The following is a 16,101-nucleotide window of genomic DNA, read 5'->3' as shown; positions in this document are numbered from 1 at the left end:
ACGGAGGAGGAGCCATGGCAGGCATGATCCAGGCGGACCCGGACGAACTGGACCGGGCCGCCGCCGTACTGCGGCAGACCCGGGACCAGCTCACGAACGGCGCGGCGGCGATGCGGTCGGGGGTCGGGCGGCTCACGACCTTCCGGGGGCAGGCCGCCGACGGGTTCAAACGCGACGTCGACCGGCTCGTGCGCGCCATCCAGCAGCAGGCGGAGGAGGTGGGCAGGCAAGCCGACTCGCTGCGCAGGCTCGCGCAGGACCTGCGCGCGATGCGGATCCGGTGATGGCCGGGACGATCACCCTCACCGATCCCGGCGAACTGCCGAGGATGGGTGCGGCGCTGGCCGCGCACGCCACGGCGGTGCGCGGTGCGCGCGACGCCGTCGGGCCGGCGTCCGCCCGGCTGCGGGACCGTGTCGACCGGGCCATCGACGGGCTGTGTGCCCAGGTCGCGGCCGCCGAGGCCGCGCTGGCGGGCGCGCAGGACCCGCGCGCGCGGGCCGACGCGGAACGCCGCCTCCGCGACGCGGTCGCACGGCGGGACCAGGCGGTCGCGTTGCGGCGGCAGCTGCACGACGCGCTCCAGGAGATGGCCCGCGCGGTCGGCGCCCACGCCCGCGCGGTCGAGGACCTGGCCCCGAAGGCGGTCGACCGGCTCGGCCGGTTCTGGGACCAGCTGACCGGCGCCGACGCCGCGTTCCGCGCCCAGTTGGCCCGCTTCGGTGCGCCGCCCGCGTTCGGGCGCGGTGGCGTGACCGGCGCGGCCGCGGCACGCCCGGCGGCCGCGGCCGGTCCGTCCGCGCCGGAGCGTGCCGGGCCGGTCGGCCACGTCGTCGTCGACCTCGCCGACATCGACGTGTCGGACTCCGGCGTGGCAGGCCCCGGCAGCTTCCAGCACGTCCCGTTCGAGGAGATGCGGGACGGGCTCCTGCTGCTCGAACGCGTGGTCCTGCCGGAGGTGCGCTCCGGTGCGGGGCATGCGCGGATGCGGGAGCTGGACCAGCTGACGGGACGGGTGGGTGCTCCCGTGTCGCACGTCCGGGTCTACGAGGCGTTCTTCGGCGACACCTGCATCACGCTGGCGCCGGGGCCGGACGGCACGCTCACGGTGATCAACGGCTACCACCGCATCTGGCTGGCCGGCCGGCTCGGCATCGACCGGCTGCCTGCCCGGGTCCGGCCGTGAGCGAGCTGGCGGCGGTCGCCGCGGCGGTGACCGCGTCGCGCGCGTCGTTCTCGGCCGCGGTGTCCCGGTTGGGTTCCGTGTGGCGGGACGGCCACTGCGCGGCGTTCCGCGACCGGTTCGCGACGCCGGTCGACACGGCGACCACCAGGCTGCTCGCCGCGGTGGAGAGCGCGGACCGCACGGTGGACGCGGTGTTCCGCGGGCTGCGGAGCCTCGGCACCGACCCCTAGCGCGTGTTTCAAAGCTGGGTGCTGGGTGATCGGGTCGTCGTGGGTGGTGTCGGCGTGTCGTTGATCAGATAGGTGAGGTCTCCGGTAGATCGGTCAACGACCAAGAAGACCAGTGTTACCGGGACCTCGTGGCCAGGGTAGTGGTGGCGGGGCGTGCTGATCTGTCCGACGCGCAGTGGACGGTGTTGGAGCCGTTGCTGCCTGTCGGGAACAAGTCAGGACGTCCGCCGAAGTGGAGCAAGCGGCAGCTGATCAATGGGATCCGGTGGCGGGTGCGGGTGGGTGCGCCGTGGCGGGACCTGCCGCGGGGGTATGGGCCCTGGCAGACGGTGTATGGGCTGGTTCGGCGCTGGCAGCGGGACGAGACCTGGAAACGGATCCTGACCGGGTTGCAGGCCCGCGCGGACGCGGCGGGGTGATCTGCTGGGACGTGAGCGTGGATTCGACGATCTCGCGGGCGCATCAGCATGCGGCCGGCGCGAGGAAAAGGGGGATCTGCAGAACGAGCCACCGGGCGGGGTTGACACCGAACCCGACGATCACGCGTTGGGCCGGTCGCGGGGCGGGTTCACCACCAAGACCCACCTGGCCACCGAGCAGGGACAGAAACCGCTGTCGCTGGTGGTGACCGCGGGACAGCGGGGTGACAGTCCCCAGTTCCGGGCCGTGATCGCGGGGATCCGGGTGCCCCGCACCGGTGGCGGTCGACCGCGGACCACCCCGGACTGGGTGCTGGCTGACCGGGCCTACTCCTCCCGCGCTAACCGCGCCTACCTGCGAGAAGGGGGTATCGCGGCCACCATTCCACAACCGGTCGACCAGCTCCGTCACCGCAAGAACAAAGGACGGGGGGCGACCGCCCGACAAACTCGCCGTCCGCTACGAAGCCGTCCTCGTCATCGCCTCCATCAACGAGTGGCTATGACATCTGAAACACGACCTAGCGGACGGCGATCTCGTCGCCGAGGCGGGCGCCGTGTTCGAGTGCGAGGTCGTCGCCGCTCCAGAAGCGGCCCGGGTCGAACCAGTTGGCGCGCCGTTTGGCGGGGAGCAGCCCCATCTCCTGGTAGGTGAGCGCGACGACCTCCGCGCAGTAGGCGGTCTCGAGCTTCGCGTCCGACTCCGGGGTGCGGGGGATCGGGGCGCGGCCGATCAGCCAGCGTGAGAACAACCGCGCGGTCGAGGGGAACGGCGTGCCGTCGAGGCGGGCGACGGCACGCAGCGCCGCGTCCTCCATGGCCGCGTCGGCTGCCGGTTCGAGCTGGCGCAGCCACGCCCGCTGCCGGTAGCGGGTCGTCCACTGGACCACGGCCTCGCGCAGGTCGTGCAGCTGCACACCGCGGTGGTGGGCGCCCGTCCACAGGTCGCGCAGGGACTTGCCGAGCTCGGCGTGCCACATCAGCGGCGGCAGGTCCTCGATCACGATCGCCATGCCGACGTGGTTGACCGGGCTGTTCGTGGTCAGCCGGATGGTGCGGTCCGCGGCGGTGCTGCCGCGGAACAGCCACACGTCGCCCGTCCGGGTGAGTTCGACCGCCTCGTCCAGTGATAGCGCCACGACCGGTAGCCTAGGCCCGTGCGCTGGTGGAAGATCGTCGGACTGGCCGGGCTCGCCGGGGTCGCCGCGACCGGGGTCGCGGTCGCCCGCGCCGAGCGCAAACGCCGTGCGTACACGCCCGACGAGATCCGCGCCCGCCTCCACGCCCGCGTCGCCGAGTCGGCCAAGGACTGACCGCACCGGCGGTTCCGCGGTGAATTCGAGGCCGCGGATCCGCCTGCAGGTTCTATCCAGTTCTCATCCATGCCACGCGGGAAACATTGTGCCGTCGCCATGCGACTGGACGAGGTGAGGCGTGGGAGGAGAGCCCGGATGACAGCCGTCCTGACGGACCTGATCAGCGATCTCAAGGTGTTGCGCAAGGGCCGTGGCCTGTTCGTCAGCCGAATCGACGAGCGCGTCGGCACGACGTTGCGGACCGTCTGCGAGGTCACCGACTCCGACGGCCCCGCCGAGATCCGGCACAAGGTCGGCGAGCGCCTCGGGAACTGGGCGAAGAAGCTCCCGCCGGACCTGCGGCTCGCGGTGATGGCCGCGTTCGCGATCTCCCCGGACGCGCGCCTGCCGCTCTACCAGGACCGGGTGAACCTGGCCGCCGAGAAGCTCAACCGCGACCCGCGCACGGCGCGCAGGCGGATCGACGACGGCATCCACCACCTGGCCCAGGTGGCCGCCGCGTTCGCGCCGAAGACGGGCGCGGCGCCGCACGGCACCCGGTGGCACACCGAGGAACTGCGCGCGACGCTCGCCCTCGACCGGGACCGGCCGGAGGTGCTGGAACAACGGCGCATCGTGGCCGACGTCGACGATCTGTCCGAAGTGGACATCACGGTGCCGTCGGCGGCCATCGCCGTCGACCTGTTCCACGGCGGCACGCTCGTGCCCCGCACCGGCAGGCGGCCGGGGTACTCGCTGCGGCTGCCGGAACCGTTGCGGCACGGGCAGTTCCACGACATCGTGCTGCGCGCCAAGCTCGGCCGCGACCAGCACGCCCGGCCGTGGTTCGTGCGCGTGCTCGAGCACCCGTGCGCCGCGCTCGACCTGCGCGTCCGCTTCGACCGCCGCCGCGTCCCCGCGCGGATCACCACGTTCGAGCACGTCCAGCCCCGCGACTTCCCGTCCGCGACCGGCGGTGTCACCGTCTACGCCGACGCCGCGGCCGAGGTGCAGGCGTCGTTCACCGATCTCGCGCCCGGCATGGCCTACGGTGTCCGCTGGGACGTGGCGAGACCGGGGAGGGCCGACGATGGAGCGGGCGTTCTGGCTGCGCGAGCCAGGCCGAGGAGAGATCAGGCCAGTTGAGCTGCCCGCCCCGGGCGACGGCGACGTCCTCGTGCGGACCGTCTACTCCGCGGTCAGCAGGGGCACGGAGGCGCTCGTGTTCCGCGGCGGGGTGCCCGCGAGCCAGCACGACGTGATGCGCGCGCCGTTCCAGGACGGCGACTTCCCCGCCCCGGTGAAGTACGGCTACCTGAACGTCGGCGTCGTCGAGAGTGGACCGGCCGACCTCGCCGGCCGGACCGTCTTCTGCCTCTACCCGCACCAGACCCGGTACGTCGTGCCGTCGGCGGCCGTGACCGTCGTGCCCGCCGCCGTGCCCGCCGCGCGCGCGGTGCTCGCGGGCACCGTCGAGACCGCGCTGAACGCCGTCTGGGACGCCGCGCCGCAGGTGGGGGACCGGATCGCGGTCATCGGGGCCGGGATGGTCGGCGCGTCGGTCGCCGCGATCCTCGGGCGGCTGCCCGCGGTGCGGGTGCAGCTGGTCGACGTCGACCCGGCGCGGGCGCGGATCGCCGAGGCCGTCGGGGTGGACTTCGCCTTGCCCGGCGACGCGCTCGGCGGCTGCGACCTCGTCGTGCACGCCAGCGCGTCCGACGCCGGGCTCGCCAGGGCGCTGGAGCTGCTGCGCCCGGACGGCGTGTGCGTCGAGCTGAGCTGGTACGGGGACCGGCGGGTGGCCGTGCCGCTGGGGGAGTGGTTCCACTCGCGGCGCCTCACCATCCGCGGCAGCCAGGTCGGGACCGTGTCGCCGAACCGGCCACGCAGCCACGCCGAACGCCTGGCCACGGCACTCGAGCTGCTGACCGACCCGGGCTTCGACGCGCTGATCACCGACGAGTGCCGGTTCGACGAACTGCCGGCCGCGCTGCCCGCCTTGATCAGCGGTGAACCGTCTTCTCTCTGCCTGCGTGTTACCTACGACAGCGACTGAGTCGAGCGTAGGAGGCGCAGGTTGTTCAGCCTCACCGTCCGTGACCACATCATGGTGGCGCACAGCTTCACCGGGGAGGTGTTCGGGCCTGCCCGGAAACTGCACGGCGCGACCTTCGTGGTGGACGCCACCTTCTCCCGCGCCGAGCTGGACGCGGACAACATCGTGGTCGACATCGGACTCGCCACCGCGCAGCTCGGTGCGGTGCTGGGGGAGCTGAACTACCGCAACCTCGACGAGGTCGAGGAGTTCGCCGGTGTCAACACCTCGACCGAGTTCCTCGCCAAGGTGATCGCAGACCGGCTCGCCGACCGCGTCCACAACGGATCGCTCGGCGAGGGCGCGCGGGGGCTGTCCGAGATCTCGGTGACGCTGCGTGAGTCCCATGTGGCCTGGGCGAGCTACCGGCGGTCGCTGTGACACCGTTCGTGGTGCCCGCCGACATCGACGACGTGACGGTCGCGAGCGGGGGCAACACCTACGACCGGCGCATGTGCGACCTGCTTGGCCTGGAGAAGGTGCCGGTGGCGGGCCGCTGGCCGACCCCGTCGACCAAGGCGCGGGTGGCGCTCGCGGACCGGCTGGGCGAGATCCCCGACGGGTCCGTCGCATTGATAGACGGACTGGTGGCGTGCGGGGTGCCGGAGGTCGTCGTGCCGCACGCGCGCAGGCTGCGGCTGGTCGTGCTCCTCCACCTGCAGCTCGCCGACGAGACCGGCGTGCCGCCGGAGCGTGCCGCGGGCCTCGACCGCCGCGAACGCGAGGTGCTGCGTGCCGCGAGCACGGTCGTCGCCACCAGCGAGTGGGCCGCCCGCCGCGCGATCGCCCACCACGGCCTCGATCCGAAGCGCGTGCGCACCGCACCGCCCGGCACCGACCCGGCCCCGCTCGCCACCGGCACCGAGTCCGGCGACCAGCTGCTGTGCCTCGCGTCGGTGACCCAGCGCAAGGGCCACGACGTGCTGGCGCAGGCGCTGGCCAACCTCGCGGACCTGCCGTGGACGTGCCTGTGCGTCGGTTCGGTGCGCCGCGACCCCGGCTACGTCCGGCGCGTGCAGGGGCTCGTCGACCGGCTGGGCATCGCGAACAAGATGATCCTCGCCGGGCCGCTGCCGGACGCCGACCTGGAGACCACGTTCGCCAAGACCGACCTGCTGGTGCTGCCGTCACGCCGGGAGACGTTCGGCATGGTGGTCACCGAGGCGCTGGTGCGCGGCATCCCGGTCCTGACGACGAAAGTGGACGCGCTGCCGCACACGCTGGGGCCGGGCGCAGGCATGCTCGTCCCGCCGGACGACGTCGAGGCGCTGACGGAGGCGTTGCGCCGCTGGCTCACCGACGCGGACCTGCGGGACCGGCTGCGTGCCGCGGCACGGGCCCGCGAGGTGGCGGACTGGCCCACCGCGGCCAAGCGGCTCGCGGGGGTGCTCCGGTGACGGCCGCCGTCGTCGCGCTCCCGGAGCGGGAGGCGGCGGTCGAGGAGAAGCCGGTGCGCGCGGGCGCCGGGAAGCTGTGGGCGTGGCTCAAGCTCGCCGTCGGCGCAGGCATCGTCGTGGCGCTGGTGTGGAAGCTGGGCACCGGGGGTTTCGTCGCCGGCCTGCGGGTGATCGACGCCGCGGACCTGCTCGCCGCCCTGGTCATCGGGCTGGCGACGACCGTGCTGTGCGCGTGGCGGTGGTGCCTGGTCGCGCGGCGGCTGGGCCTGCGGCTGCCGCTGGGGAAGGCGGTCGCGGACTACTACCGCGCGTTGTTCCTCAACGCGGTGCTGCCCGCGGGTGTGCTCGGCGACGTCCAGCGGGCGGTCGAGCACGGCAGGGAGGAAGGCGATGTCGGCGCTGGTGTCCGTGCCGTCGTCCTGGAACGGATGGCCGGGCAGGCCGTGGTGATCGCGGCGGGGGCCGTCGTGCTGCTGGCAGGACCCGCCCGCGGCGCCGGCCTGGCGATCGTCGCCGGGGTGGCGGTGCTCGCGCTCGGCTACCTGGTGGCGCGGCGGTGGATCGGGACCACGTCGCGGTGGCGGCGCACCGTCGACGACATCCGCAACGGCCTGCTGGCGCGGGACGCGTGGCCCGGCGTCGCGCTGCTGTCGGCGCTGGCGCTGGCCGGGCACGTCACGTTGTTCCTGATCGCGATGAAGGCGGCGGGCGCGACGCAGTCGCCGGAGCAGCTGCTGCCGATCGTGGTCGTGGCGTTGCTGGCGATGGGCCTGCCGGTGAACGTCGGCGGGTGGGGGCCCCGGGAGGGCGTGACGGCGCTGATGTTCGCGGCGGCCGGGCTCGGGGCGGCACAGGGGTTGACGGCGGCGGTGGCTTACGGATTGCTGGGGCTCGTGGCGAGCCTGCCGGGCGCGCTGATGCTCGTCCGCAGACGGGAGAGGGTGGCATGACGAACCTGGCGAGCGTGGTGGAACGGGTCACGGAGACCCGGCTGCCGACGGCGTACGGACAGTTCCGCGCGGTCGGTTACCTGGACGCACTCGGCAACGAGCAGGTGGCGCTGGTGTACGGCGAGGTCACGGGCACCGCGCCGCTGACCCGCCTGCACTCCGAGTGCCTGACCGGCGACGTGTTCTCGTCGACCCGCTGCGACTGCGGCGACCAGTTCGCGGCGGCGATGCGTGCCATCGTCGCCGAGGGCGCCGGGGTGGTGGTGTACCTGCGCGGCCACGAGGGCAGGGGCATCGGCCTGCTGGCGAAGCTGGCGGCGATGCGCCTGCAGGAGGACGGCCTCGACACCGTCGAGGCGAACCTCGCGCTGGGCCTGCCGGTCGACGCCCGCGACTACGACGTGGCCGCGGAGATCCTGCGTGACCTCGGGGTGTCCGAGGTGCGGCTGCTGTCGAACAACCCGGAGAAGCTGGACTCGTTGCGCCGCAACGGGATCGTCGTCAAGGAACGGGTGCCGATCCTGGTCGCCCCCAACGACGACAACCTGCCGTACCTGCGGACCAAGCGGGAGCGCCTCGACCACCTCCTGCCGCACCTGGCGTAGGGGCGCGAGGCGGCCGGCCTCAGGACGAGTAGCGGGCGGTGATCGCGGCGGCGCGGTCGTGCAGGGTGGCGCGCAACACCTCCGGCGCCAGGGCTTCTGCGTCCGTGCCGAGCTGCCACAGCGCCCACTCGGCGTGGCGCAGGTCCTGGAAGGTCACCTCGACCCGCACCCACCCGTCCGCGTCGGTCACCGCCGCGCGCACCGCCACCGCGGTGTGCAGCAGCTCCTCCCGCCGCGCCGGGAGAACCCGCACCAGCACGGCGATGTGCCCGTCGGACAGGAACTGGGCGCACCGCTCCCGCCACACCCGGTCCAGGTCGACCCGCTCGGGCCGCTGCGCGGGCTCGGGCAGCTCCTCGGCGGCCAGCACCCGCGACAGCCGGTAGGTCCGGTCGGCACCGGACCGGGTGGCGAGCAGGTAACCCCGGTCGCGCACGGTGACCAGCCCGATCGGGTCCACCGTGCGCCACTCCGGGCCGTGGCCCGCCGCGGCGTAGTGGATGCGCAGCTGGTGCCCGGCGAGCACCGCCCGCCGGATCGCCATCATCGTCGGAGCGGGCAGTTCCTCGGTGGCCTGCCTGCGGGAGAGCAGGTCGGTCTCCGGTTCGACGAGGAAGCGCTGGGCCGCGTCGCTCGCGGTGGCGCGATGGGTCTCGGGCAGCGCGTCGACGACCTTGCGCGTGGCCGACGCCAGGGCCGAGCCGAGGCCGAAGACCTGCCCCGAACCGGCGGTCAGCAACGCGAGTGCCTCGTCGTGGTTCAGCCCGGTGAGCTCGGTCCGGAACCCGGGCAGCAACGCGAACCCGCCGTGCCTGCCGCGTTCGGCGTAGACGGGGACACCCGCCGAGGACAGCGCGTCGATGTCACGCAGCACGGTGCGGGTGGACACCTCGAGCTCACGGGCGAGCGCGGCCGCGGACAGCCGGCCGTGCCGGCGCAGCAGCAGCACCAGCGACACCAACCGGTCGGCGCGCACCCGCACACCCTAGCCGAATACATGACACAGGATGTCGTGATTCGCTGCGAGGCTCTGCGCACCGAAAGAATGGAGCTGATGTGGCAGTGGAACGAACGGCCGTCAACCCGGTGACGTGGTCGGTGGCGATGGGCTTCAACCAGGGGGAGGTGGTCGCCGGGCACACGCGCACCCTGTATTGCTCGGGCCAGACCGCCATGAGCGGCGACGGCCGGCCCCTGCACGACGGTGACATGGCCGCCCAGCTGGCCCTGAGCCTCGACAACCTGGAGGCCGTCCTCGCCGAGGCGGGCATGACCCTGGCGAACCTGGTCCGGCTCAACGTGTACACGACCGACGTCGACCAGCTGTTCCCGCACTACGGCGTGCTGGCGGCGCGGCTGGGCGCGGCGGGCGTGGCCCCGGCCACCACGATGCTCGGGGTGACACGGCTCGCCGTCCCCGGCCAGCTGGTGGAACTCGAGGGCACCGCGGTCGCGTGACCCCCGGTGCTGCTCGTGCCGGTGGGCCGGCACGAGCAGCACCGGCGGTGCCGAGGCGGACTCCGGGTGCGGCCGGCCCCTGGCCTAGAGTCCGGCGTCGTGGGCGCGAAGGACTGGATGATCGTGTACGCGGACGGCGACGTCCGGCCCTTGCTGCGGACCGCGGCGGAGCCGGACCGCGCGGCGACCCGCGCGCTGGTGGAGCGGCTGTACCCGGGGGCCACGCCGCTCGAGGACACGTGCCTCGCGGACGGCAACCCGCCCGACGGAGTCGTCCACGCCGGTTCCTTCGCCGGACTGTCCATCGTGTGCACGGGCGAGGTCGCGCTGGACATGCCATCGCGGGTGGCCCCGCGCTTCCTCGCCGAGGCGGCCGGCCGCACCACGTACGTGCACGCCATGCACAGCGTGGTCGACTGGGGTGCGTTCGCGGTCTGGCACCCGGACGGCACACTGCGGCGGGCGGTGAGCCTGTCACCGGGCTCGGGAATCACCGAGAACGTCGGCGTCCCGTTCGACTTCGAGGCGCCGTACTGGGCGGGCGAGCGGCCCGTGGGCGACGAGTACGCGCTGCCGTTCCACCCGCTCGAGTTCGCCGAAGACGCACTGCGCGCGTTCTTCGGCTTCACCTACGAAGGCGTGTACCTGGACGACGATCCTGACATCGAGGAGATCGTCCTGATGGCTTTCGCCACCGAACCGCGCTGAGCGTCGGAGGCCCGGATTCACCAGGTCATGGCTCCCGCGAAGCGGGGTCGGCCGCCGGTGCTGGGGTTGTACCGGCGGGTGGTGCTGACGCTGGTGTTGTTGCGGTCGAATCTGTCGCAGACGATGCTGGCGGACTGGTTCGGGATCTCCCAGCCCACGGTGTCCCGTGTCTACCGGGCGATGTTGCCGCTGGTCGAGCAGGTCACCTGCTTGCACCGGCCACCCCTGCCTGAGGTGCTGGCCGGGCGGGTGGTTGTCGCGGACGGCACGATCGTGCCGGTCGGGAACCGCCGCACCGATCGGGTCACCCACGATCGGGCCGCGTTCGGTGCGGTCGGGTTCGACCAGCTCCTCGCCCGCACACCCACCCTCGGCGACCTCGGCTACCAAGCCGGCCATGCCGCAAACGCCCAGGCCACGCCGACCACGACCCGGCCACCCAGGTCGGGAACCGCAGTATCGCCAGCCTGCGGGTCGCGGTCGAACGCGCGATCGCTCACTGGAAGAACTGGAAAATCCCCGCCACCGGCTACCGCGGACGACTCGCCGAACTCCCCAACCTCATCCGCATCATCACCACCCTCGAGTACTACCGCCTCGGCTGGTGACCCCACTTCTGAATAACGCTCTCGGTGTCATGAAGCGCCTTTCCGGACGCCCGACGCCCGGAAGCGTCGTCCACGGCATGGCCCAGGCCCGGGCTAGCGGTCCAGAGCGGACAGCACGTCGGCGAACGTCGCCACCAGGTGGGCCAGCGCGGCCTTCCCCTTCGCCGCGGTCGCGAGCGACGGGTGACCGACCACACCGGACTCCGTGTACGGCCCCAGCCCGACGGTGAGCATCCGGTTGCGGTCGTCGGCGCGTTCGTCGTGTCGGGCGTGGTCGGCGGGGACCAGCGACGGGTGCGCGTGCAGCAGCAGCGACGTCTCCAGCTCCCCGGCGTGCATGTCGGTCTCCGGCCCCGTCTCCACACCGCCCGCGGCGCGGGCGGCGAGCCAGTCGACCTCGGTCGGGAACAGCGCCATCCGCTCGCCCCGGGCACTGGCCTCCTGCACGACGTTGCCGAGCACGTAGTTCCCGCCGTGCCCGTTCACCAGCACCAGCTTCCGGATCCCGCTGTGCCGCAACGACTCCGCGACGTCGCGGACGATCGCGTACAGGGTGGGCGCCGAGATGCTCACCGTGCCCGGCCAGGCCGCGTGCTCGTGCGAGCAGGAGATCGTCACCGGCGGCAGCAGCAGTACCGGGTACGCCTCGGCGACCGACGACGCGATCGTCATCGCGATCACCGTGTCGGTCGCCAGCGGCAGGAAAGCGCCGTGCTGTTCGAAGCTGCCGACCGGGAGCACGGCCACGGTGTGGCCGCGCGCGTCGGCGGAGGTGTGGGTCGGCAGCAGCGTGGTCATCGGGCTCCGAAGGCGGTCAGGAAGCGGTCGCGGAACTGGTCCATCCGCCACAGCGGCGCGGACGGGCTCGGGTTCAGCCCCGGTTGCCAGCCCCAGCCTGCCACGGCGTCGAGCACCGCGGGGTCCCGCGCGACGATCGTGACCGGCACGTCGCGCGACGCGTTCTCGCCGGACACGACCGGGCTCGGCTGGTGGTCGCCGAGGAAGACGAGCACGGTGTCGTCGGTGCCGTACGTCGTCAGGAACGAGATCAGCGTGTGCAGCGAGTACTCGATCGAGTCGCCGAACGCCGCCTTCACCTTCCCGGTGTCCGCCCACACCTCCGCCTTCGACTTGCCCTGCGCGGGCATCGGGTCGTAGACCGAACCGTCGCCGACGTCGTCCCAGTCGATCATGCGGGGCAGGTGGGTCCACGGGATGTGGCTCGACACCAGGTCGATCTCCGCCATCACCGGCTCGCGGTCCGCCGCCGCCAGCTCGTTGCGCTGGAACGCGGCCATCGTGTACTGGTCGGGCATCTTGGCGTACGAGAAGTTCGGCCCCTGGTAGCCGACGTTGTCCCGCACGTAGGCCTTCTCGTAGCCGAAGAACTCCGCCTCCGGCCAGTCCGCGACGATCGACGGCGACACCCCGACGGTCCGCCAGCCCGCCCGGTCGAACGCGCCGGTGAGCGTGAGCCGGGGGCTCCCCACGAGCGTGTCGTACCTCGGCTGCGAGTCGACCCACAGGCCGGACTGCACGGTGGCGTGCGCGAGCCAGCTCCCGCCGCCGAACGTCGACGACGTCAGGAACGCGCTGCGCGCCTCGAAACCGGCCGCCCGCAGCTGGTCGGTGCCCCGGTCGAGCACCGCGTCGACGCCGGGGGCGATCGCGGGGTCCTCCACGGCGACCCGCCCGTAGCTCTCGATGAACGTGAGCAGCACGTCCTTGCCGCGCAACCCCGTCAGCAGGTCCGCGCCCGGCGCGTACCGGAACGGGTCGTCGGCGATCTGCGCCTCGAACGCGCCGGGGTCGAGCAGGTCGGCGCGGACCTGGCGCAGGTCGTCGAACACCTCGTTGGACGCGGCGTTCGTCGCGACCGGGTTGCCCAGCACGGCGAGGCCCACCCAGATCACGCCCGTCACCGCCAGCCAGCTCGTCGCGGTGGCGCGCCTGCCGACCGCGACCGTCGTCAGCCGCAGCACGGCGAGTGTCATGCCGACGATCAGCCCGGCCGCCAGCAGGACGGCCGCGACGACGGCGCCCGCCGCGGCGAACCAGCCAGCGGAGTCGTTCAGGAACTCGACGGCCGGGCCGAAGAACGTCCAGTCATAGACCGGGTGGAACGGGCGGGCAAGGGTTTCCTGGAAGCCCATGTCGACGAGCTTCGTGATCGTGAGCGCGCCGAGCCCGATCCCGGCGAGCACGGCCGCCACCCGCCGCGTCCTGGTGGGCAGCACCAGGACGAGCGCCGCGAGCACCAGGCCCTCGACCGGGATGCGGGCGAACACGGCCAGGGACAGGTCGGTCAGCTTGCTCGGCGCGAGCAGCGCGAACAGCACGAGCACGCACGCGAGCGCGGTCAGCACGCGCCTGCGCCGCGGCCGCTCACCCGCGGCGGGCCCCGCGGGTGCCTCGCCCGGCGTGGTGTCGCGGCGCTGGTACAGCCAGCGCACGTCGTGGGCGAACGACCAGGTCAGCGCGGCGAGCGCGGCGGCGACCAGCACCAGCGCGACGGTGTGGGGGAGGACGGTCGCGAGCGTGAGCACGATGCCCTGCGCGGCGGCGACGGCCTTGCTGCTCACGCGCACCGGCAGCGGCGCGCCCAGCCACAGCCAGATCCGGGCCGCGGCGACGAACACGTACCGCATGGCGCCGATCGCGAGCACCCACCAGCCGAGGTCCGTGGCGACGAACGCGCTCAGCACCAGGATGAGGAACGCGTCGACCTCCATGTCGAACCGCGCCCCGAACTCCGACGCGGTCCCGGTGCGGCGCGCGACCCGCCCGTCGACCGCGTCCATGGCGAGCGCGACCGAGGCGACCACGACGAGCGGCCAGACCGACCCGCGCGGGTGGGTGGTGTCGGCGGTCAGCGCGACCACGCCGCCGACCAGCACGGACCTGGTGAGCGTGACGTAGTCGGCAGGCCCGAACCGGCGCACCCCGTACCTGGGCAGCGCGTCGGCGAGCACCGCCCAGCCGGCCAGCGCGAACGTGATCGCCGCGAGCCAGCTCGGCGGCCACAGCCCCGCGATCCCGGTGAGCGCCGCGAGCAGCCCCACCAGCGCGACGAAGGCGACGGTCAGCGGCACGTGCGGGGGCAGTGGTCGCCGCACCGGCGTCGGCGCAGGCCCGGGCGCGACCGGCGTGCGCGGGCTGTCGAGCGTGGGTGCGGTCGGTGCTGCCACGGGTTCCTCCCAAGATCTGGTCGCCTGTCAATACGCATGCCACCGCGGGATGGTTCTGCACCGGGACGTTCTGAACCGGTGCGGGCGGCGCCGCGTGTAAGAGGGCGATGAGCGACTTCTCCCGCGAGTGGCTGGCGCTGCGCGAGCCCGCCGACGCCGACGCCCGTGCCGACGACCTCCTGATCCCGCTGCGCGCCCACCTCGGTGCCCGTGACCTGGTGATCCGTGACCTGGGCAGCGGCACCGGGTCGATGGCCAGGTGGCTGTCGCCCCGCCTGCTCACCCCGCACCGGTGGGTGCTGACCGACCGCGACCCCGACCTGCTCGCCCACGCCGCCGTGCCGGGCGCGGTGACGGAGTTGCGTGACCTGACGTCGCTGACCCCGGAGGACCTGGCGGGCACGTCGCTGGTGACCGGGTCGGCGCTGCTCGACCTGCTCACCGAGGAGGAGGTCACGCGCATCGCCGAGCTGTGCGTGAAGGCGGGCTGCCCCGCGCTGTTCGCGCTGTCGGTGGCCGGCGAGGTGGAACTGGACCCGCCCGACCCGCTGGACGAGGCCGTGACCAGGGCGTTCAACGCGCACCAGCGCCGCACGGTCGACGGCAGGGCACTGCTGGGCCCGGACGCGGTGCCGGTGATCACGCGGGTGTTCGAGGACCTGGGCGCCACGGTGCACCGCTGCCCCAGCCCGTGGCGCCTGGGGCCCGCCCACCCCGAGCTGACGACGGCCTGGTTGCAGGGGTGGCTGGGGGCGGCGTGCGAGCAGGACCCGGAACTGGCCGACGTGGCGGGGTCGTACCTGCGCCGCAGGCTCACCGGCCCACTGCGGGTGACCGTTCACCACGAAGACCTGCTGGCGATCCCTGCCTGACACGCTTTCTGCCGTGCGTCCGGCCGCCGCCACGCCGGTCCGGCCCCGTGACCGTCCTGTCGTTCGTCATCCACCACGGGGCGGGCGAGGACGGCGTCCACGACCTCGACCGTGTCGCCGATGAGATCCGCCGCTCGCGTGCGGACGTGACCGGCCGCCGCGAACCTCGACCTCGAGCCGCCCGCCGCCGGACAGCCGCGTCGCCAGTACGGCACCGCCGTCCTGTCGCGCTACCCGATCCTCGAGTGGCACAACACGTTGCTGCCCCAGGGGAAGCCGGGAGAGGAGCAGTGCGGGCTGCTGGAAGCCGTCGTCAACGGGCGGGGTGTGCACGTCCGCGTGATGAACACGTTCGACCACCGGCCCGTGCTCGCCTTGCTGGTGGTGTGGCGCACCCGGTGAGCGCGCTACTGGCCGTCGCGGGGATCGACGTACGTGCCGAGCGGGGTGTCGGCCGCCGCGTCCGTGACCTCCCGCACCGAGTCGGTGGCGGTGCCGGCGAGGTCCTGGCCGGCACCGCTCACCTCCTCGGCATGGCCCTGCGCCGCGTCGGTGACGTTCTGCTGTGCGTCGGCGAGATCGGTTCCGGTCAGTTCGCCCACCTTCTCCGTCGCCCCGGACACCAGTTCCGCGGCCTTCTCCCGGATGGCGTCGAACAAGCCCATCGTGAACCCTCTCTGTCGCAGAATGTGATGATTCGGACACTACCGGCAAAATGGGTGAATGGCCACCAGGGTGTCCCGTCCGATGTGCCCCGATCGGGTGATTGAATGCGCCCACCCGCGCCCGCAGGGGGCGCCGTACTACGGAGGTCACGTGGCCGAGCAGGGACGCGGCACGAGGGACGTCGAACGCATCTACTCCACCCCCGACGTGGTCGCCAAGCTGCGCCGCCTCGCGGACGCGCTGGAGTCGGGCAGCTCGTTCCGCATCCAGATCGCCGGGGAGCGGTTCCGGGTCCCGGCGCGCGCCGAGTTCTCCATCGAGCACGAGCGGGGGGACGGCGAGGAGGAGGTCGAGTTCCAGCTGAAGTGGCAGCTCGACACCGATGACGACGCCGACGGCGACGACGACAAGCCGGTCGTCTAGC

The 16,101-nt window shown here is 73.0% G+C and carries 22 protein-coding genes and 1 pseudogene; 18 read left to right on the top strand and 5 right to left on the bottom strand.

Features of this window, described 5'->3' with window-relative positions; all coding sequences use genetic code 11:
• The first annotated feature begins 14 nt into the window (after window positions 1–14).
• The 5 genes and pseudogenes from ACYQ77_RS27680 to ACYQ77_RS27660 form a co-directional block, all read left to right on the top strand.
• Entirely contained in the window at window positions 15–284 is a 270-nt protein-coding gene (locus ACYQ77_RS27680; RefSeq protein WP_459716320.1) for a WXG100 family type VII secretion target, read from the top strand.
• On the top strand, window positions 284–1,186 hold the full coding sequence (locus ACYQ77_RS27675; RefSeq protein WP_459716319.1) for a hypothetical protein: 903 nt from the start codon (window positions 284–286) through the stop codon (window positions 1,184–1,186). The genes ACYQ77_RS27680 and ACYQ77_RS27675 overlap by 1 nt, the downstream gene beginning before the upstream one ends.
• A complete protein-coding gene (locus ACYQ77_RS27670) occupies window positions 1,183–1,416 on the top strand; it encodes a hypothetical protein (RefSeq protein WP_459716317.1) in 234 nt (77 codons plus the stop codon). Before ACYQ77_RS27675 ends, ACYQ77_RS27670 begins: the two co-directional genes overlap by 4 nt.
• Window positions 1,417–1,544: 128 nt before the next feature.
• Window positions 1,545–1,835 carry a transposase gene (locus ACYQ77_RS27665; RefSeq protein WP_459716316.1) on the top strand — a complete coding sequence of 97 codons (291 nt, stop codon included), beginning with the start codon at window positions 1,545–1,547 and terminating at the stop codon, window positions 1,833–1,835.
• A 127-nt stretch (window positions 1,836–1,962) separates the two neighbouring features.
• A pseudogene (locus tag ACYQ77_RS27660) lies at window positions 1,963–2,277 on the top strand (transposase); the annotation flags it as partial.
• Window positions 2,278–2,356: 79 nt separating this feature from the next.
• Here ACYQ77_RS27660 and ACYQ77_RS27655 read toward each other — a convergent pair.
• Window positions 2,357–2,974, bottom strand: coding sequence for a hypothetical protein (locus ACYQ77_RS27655; protein ID WP_459716314.1), 618 nt, complete (start codon window positions 2,972–2,974; stop codon window positions 2,357–2,359).
• An 18-nt stretch (window positions 2,975–2,992) separates the two neighbouring features.
• Here ACYQ77_RS27655 and ACYQ77_RS27650 point away from each other — a divergent pair, with 18 nt between their 5' ends.
• From ACYQ77_RS27650 to ribA, 7 genes are all read left to right on the top strand, one after another.
• Window positions 2,993–3,148 carry a hypothetical protein gene (locus tag ACYQ77_RS27650; protein ID WP_459716311.1) on the top strand — a complete coding sequence of 52 codons (156 nt, stop codon included), beginning with the start codon at window positions 2,993–2,995 and terminating at the stop codon, window positions 3,146–3,148.
• A 138-nt stretch (window positions 3,149–3,286) separates the two neighbouring features.
• Window positions 3,287–4,276: a hypothetical protein gene (locus ACYQ77_RS27645; RefSeq protein WP_459716310.1), complete on the top strand. Its 990-nt coding sequence runs from the start codon at window positions 3,287–3,289 to the stop codon at window positions 4,274–4,276.
• Window positions 4,221–5,186: a zinc-dependent alcohol dehydrogenase gene (locus tag ACYQ77_RS27640; RefSeq protein WP_459716308.1), complete on the top strand. Its 966-nt coding sequence runs from the start codon at window positions 4,221–4,223 to the stop codon at window positions 5,184–5,186. The genes ACYQ77_RS27645 and ACYQ77_RS27640 overlap by 56 nt, the downstream gene beginning before the upstream one ends.
• Before the next feature lie 21 nt (window positions 5,187–5,207).
• Window positions 5,208–5,606: a 6-pyruvoyl trahydropterin synthase family protein gene (locus ACYQ77_RS27635; protein WP_459716306.1), complete on the top strand. Its 399-nt coding sequence runs from the start codon at window positions 5,208–5,210 to the stop codon at window positions 5,604–5,606.
• The gene (locus tag ACYQ77_RS27630) at window positions 5,603–6,622 is read left to right on the top strand and encodes a glycosyltransferase (protein ID WP_459716304.1); all 1,020 of its coding nucleotides are present in this window, start codon (window positions 5,603–5,605) and stop codon (window positions 6,620–6,622) included. Before ACYQ77_RS27635 ends, ACYQ77_RS27630 begins: the two co-directional genes overlap by 4 nt.
• On the top strand, window positions 6,619–7,572 hold the full coding sequence (locus ACYQ77_RS27625; RefSeq protein ID WP_459716302.1) for a lysylphosphatidylglycerol synthase transmembrane domain-containing protein: 954 nt from the start codon (window positions 6,619–6,621) through the stop codon (window positions 7,570–7,572). Before ACYQ77_RS27630 ends, ACYQ77_RS27625 begins: the two co-directional genes overlap by 4 nt.
• Window positions 7,569–8,177 carry a GTP cyclohydrolase II gene (gene ribA / locus ACYQ77_RS27620; protein WP_459716300.1) on the top strand — a complete coding sequence of 203 codons (609 nt, stop codon included), beginning with the start codon at window positions 7,569–7,571 and terminating at the stop codon, window positions 8,175–8,177. The genes ACYQ77_RS27625 and ribA overlap by 4 nt, the downstream gene beginning before the upstream one ends.
• Window positions 8,178–8,196: 19 nt before the next feature.
• Here the strand turns inward: ribA and ACYQ77_RS27615 are convergent, their stop codons facing one another.
• Window positions 8,197–9,153, bottom strand: coding sequence for a helix-turn-helix transcriptional regulator (locus ACYQ77_RS27615; RefSeq protein WP_459716298.1), 957 nt, complete (start codon window positions 9,151–9,153; stop codon window positions 8,197–8,199).
• Window positions 9,154–9,239: 86 nt separating this feature from the next.
• On the opposite strand from ACYQ77_RS27615, the gene ACYQ77_RS27610 reads away from it, so the two are divergent.
• From ACYQ77_RS27610 to ACYQ77_RS27600, 3 genes are all read left to right on the top strand, one after another.
• A complete protein-coding gene (locus tag ACYQ77_RS27610) occupies window positions 9,240–9,635 on the top strand; it encodes a RidA family protein (RefSeq protein WP_459716470.1) in 396 nt (131 codons plus the stop codon).
• Between the two features lie 99 nt (window positions 9,636–9,734).
• Window positions 9,735–10,343 (top strand): DUF6928 family protein, encoded by a 609-nt coding sequence (locus ACYQ77_RS27605; RefSeq protein ID WP_459716295.1) that lies wholly within the window; start codon window positions 9,735–9,737, stop codon window positions 10,341–10,343.
• Window positions 10,344–10,370: 27 nt separating this feature from the next.
• Window positions 10,371–10,967, top strand: a complete 597-nt coding sequence (locus ACYQ77_RS27600) for a helix-turn-helix domain-containing protein (RefSeq protein WP_459716293.1) — start codon at window positions 10,371–10,373, stop codon at window positions 10,965–10,967.
• A 77-nt stretch (window positions 10,968–11,044) separates the two neighbouring features.
• Here ACYQ77_RS27600 and ACYQ77_RS27595 read toward each other — a convergent pair whose 3' ends face one another.
• Window positions 11,045–11,749, bottom strand: a complete 705-nt coding sequence (locus ACYQ77_RS27595) for a creatininase family protein (protein ID WP_459716290.1) — start codon at window positions 11,747–11,749, stop codon at window positions 11,045–11,047.
• Window positions 11,746–14,139: a CDP-alcohol phosphatidyltransferase family protein gene (locus tag ACYQ77_RS27590; protein ID WP_459716287.1), complete on the bottom strand. Its 2,394-nt coding sequence runs from the start codon at window positions 14,137–14,139 to the stop codon at window positions 11,746–11,748. The genes ACYQ77_RS27595 and ACYQ77_RS27590 overlap by 4 nt, the downstream gene beginning before the upstream one ends.
• Before the next feature lie 107 nt (window positions 14,140–14,246).
• Here ACYQ77_RS27590 and ACYQ77_RS27585 point away from each other — a divergent pair, with 107 nt between their 5' ends.
• Together ACYQ77_RS27585 and ACYQ77_RS27580 are read left to right on the top strand one after the other, a co-directional pair.
• Entirely contained in the window at window positions 14,247–15,011 is a 765-nt protein-coding gene (locus ACYQ77_RS27585; RefSeq protein ID WP_459716285.1) for a class I SAM-dependent methyltransferase, read from the top strand.
• A gap of 258 nt (window positions 15,012–15,269) precedes the next feature.
• The gene (locus ACYQ77_RS27580) at window positions 15,270–15,413 is read left to right on the top strand and encodes a hypothetical protein (RefSeq protein WP_459716283.1); all 144 of its coding nucleotides are present in this window, start codon (window positions 15,270–15,272) and stop codon (window positions 15,411–15,413) included.
• 5 nt (window positions 15,414–15,418) lie between these two features.
• On the opposite strand, the gene ACYQ77_RS27575 is transcribed toward ACYQ77_RS27580, so the two are convergent.
• Window positions 15,419–15,676, bottom strand: coding sequence for a hypothetical protein (locus ACYQ77_RS27575; protein WP_459716281.1), 258 nt, complete (start codon window positions 15,674–15,676; stop codon window positions 15,419–15,421).
• A gap of 151 nt (window positions 15,677–15,827) precedes the next feature.
• On the opposite strand from ACYQ77_RS27575, the gene ACYQ77_RS27570 reads away from it, so the two are divergent.
• A complete protein-coding gene (locus ACYQ77_RS27570; protein WP_459716279.1) occupies window positions 15,828–16,100 on the top strand; it encodes an amphi-Trp domain-containing protein in 273 nt (90 codons plus the stop codon).
• The last annotated feature ends 1 nt before the right edge of the window (window position 16,101 follow it).

This window comes from Actinophytocola sp. KF-1, from assembly GCF_054661535.1.
The sequence above is the reverse complement of the archived record's forward strand: the minus strand, read 5'-3'. Positions and strand labels throughout refer to the sequence as shown.

What these genes read in the sequence shown, in the direction of transcription:
- ACYQ77_RS27645 (WP_459716310.1), top strand. Translation starts at nt 3,287, where the DNA reads ATGACAGCCGTCCTGACGGACCTGATCAGCGATCTCAAGGTGTTGCGC.
- ACYQ77_RS27585 (WP_459716285.1), top strand. Translation starts at nt 14,247, where the DNA reads ATGAGCGACTTCTCCCGCGAGTGGCTGGCGCTGCGCGAGCCCGCCGAC.
- ACYQ77_RS27600 (WP_459716293.1), top strand. Translation starts at nt 10,371, where the DNA reads ATGGCTCCCGCGAAGCGGGGTCGGCCGCCGGTGCTGGGGTTGTACCGG.
- ribA (WP_459716300.1), top strand. Translation starts at nt 7,569, where the DNA reads ATGACGAACCTGGCGAGCGTGGTGGAACGGGTCACGGAGACCCGGCTG.
- ACYQ77_RS27640 (WP_459716308.1), top strand. Translation starts at nt 4,221, where the DNA reads ATGGAGCGGGCGTTCTGGCTGCGCGAGCCAGGCCGAGGAGAGATCAGG.
- ACYQ77_RS27595 (WP_459716290.1), bottom strand. Translation starts at nt 11,749, where the DNA reads ATGACCACGCTGCTGCCGACCCACACCTCCGCCGACGCGCGCGGCCAC.
- ACYQ77_RS27675 (WP_459716319.1), top strand. Translation starts at nt 284, where the DNA reads ATGGCCGGGACGATCACCCTCACCGATCCCGGCGAACTGCCGAGGATG.
- ACYQ77_RS27575 (WP_459716281.1), bottom strand. Translation starts at nt 15,676, where the DNA reads ATGGGCTTGTTCGACGCCATCCGGGAGAAGGCCGCGGAACTGGTGTCC.
- ACYQ77_RS27680 (WP_459716320.1), top strand. Translation starts at nt 15, where the DNA reads ATGGCAGGCATGATCCAGGCGGACCCGGACGAACTGGACCGGGCCGCC.